This window comes from Enterovibrio calviensis DSM 14347, assembly GCF_000621165.1.
In the GTDB taxonomy this organism is placed as follows: domain Bacteria; phylum Pseudomonadota; class Gammaproteobacteria; order Enterobacterales; family Vibrionaceae; genus Enterovibrio; species Enterovibrio calviensis.
Genome location: NZ_JHZA01000034.1, coordinates 1 through 1,304 on the forward strand (window position 1 = coordinate 1; position 1,304 = coordinate 1,304).

A 1,304-nucleotide genomic window follows, 5' to 3' on the forward strand; every position below is an offset into this window, starting at 1 on the left:
CTAAAGCCGTAGGTCGAAGCACGCGCAGAGTTAGCTTGGTAAGTCCACGAGCCACCGTTGGCAGACAGAGTGCCATCGCTGTAGCTCGCGCCATACAGCACTGGCCAATCCGTCACTTCCGCACTGGTACGTGACTCCAATTCGTCAGACAGACCATCATTGTCACGGTCGATATCGCTGTTATCACCGACACCGTCGCCATCGGAATCCGTGGTCTCGGTGGCATCGTCAGGAAAGGCGTCAGCATTATCGCCTACGCCATCACCGTCAGAGTCGGTAGTTTCCGAGTCATCTTCAGGGAAGGCATCAGCATTGTCGCCCACACCGTCAACGTCGGTATCGGTCGTCTCAGTGGCGTCTGTTGGGAAGGCATCGCCATTATCGCCAACACCGTCACCATCCGTGTCCGTGTCTTCATTCGGATCGAACGGGAAAGCGTCGTAGATATCGAGCGTACCGTCGTTGTCATCGTCCTCATCGTTCGGGTTGGAAATACCATCTCCGTCCGAATCTTCGGCACGATCATCAACACCGTTGTTGTTGGTGTCACCGCCGCCTTCACCGTCTTGAAGGTTCAGCATGCCGTCACCGTTGGTGTCGAACGCGGCGAAGTCATAGCCATGCATGTCGAAGGCCGTACCGTCGTTCTCTGCATTCTGGCTTTCCAAATCTAAGTAATCGGGAATACCATCGCCGTCAGAGTCTGGGGCAGGGTTAACACTGGCTTGCAGGTCGATGCTATCGACCATGAGATCACCGTCTGCATCAGTCAGACCGGCTTCGACCACATCAGGGATGGTGTCGTTGTCTGAGTCCAAATCCACATCGTTGTTGACGCCATCGTTGTCAGCATCTGCGTTCAAACCTGCGCCCGAAAGTGGCGAGAATGTGATCTCACTGAGGCGAATTGCACCACTGTAGAAGCTGGAATCGACATAAAAATCTGGTGTCTCGCCGCTGTAGGTTATCTCACGAACAACATCATCATTGATGCGATAGGTGACCGTACCTTGTGCGACATCAATAGACAGTGTATCGCCAACCGCGATGGATCCAACGGAGCCAATGGAACCACCATTCTCGAAGATGTAGAGCGAGGTGTTGACGAGGTACAGGGCATAATCAATGTCGGTGTAGCTGGCCGAACTTTCGACACTACCCAGACCAATCATGTTGTACGTGCCAAGCGAATCAATCTTAAAGCTAAAGCGATAGTTATCGCTAAAGCCGTAGGTCGAAGCACGCGCAGAGTTAGCTTGGTAAGTCCACGAGCCACCGTTGGCAGACAGAGTGCCATCGCTGTA

The 1,304-nt window shown here is 53.5% G+C and carries 1 pseudogene; it reads right to left on the minus strand.

Annotated elements, in window-relative coordinates:
• Positions 1-1,172: pseudogene (locus tag Q365_RS27075) on the minus strand (hypothetical protein); the annotation flags it as partial.
• Positions 1,173-1,304 lie beyond the last annotated feature (132 nt).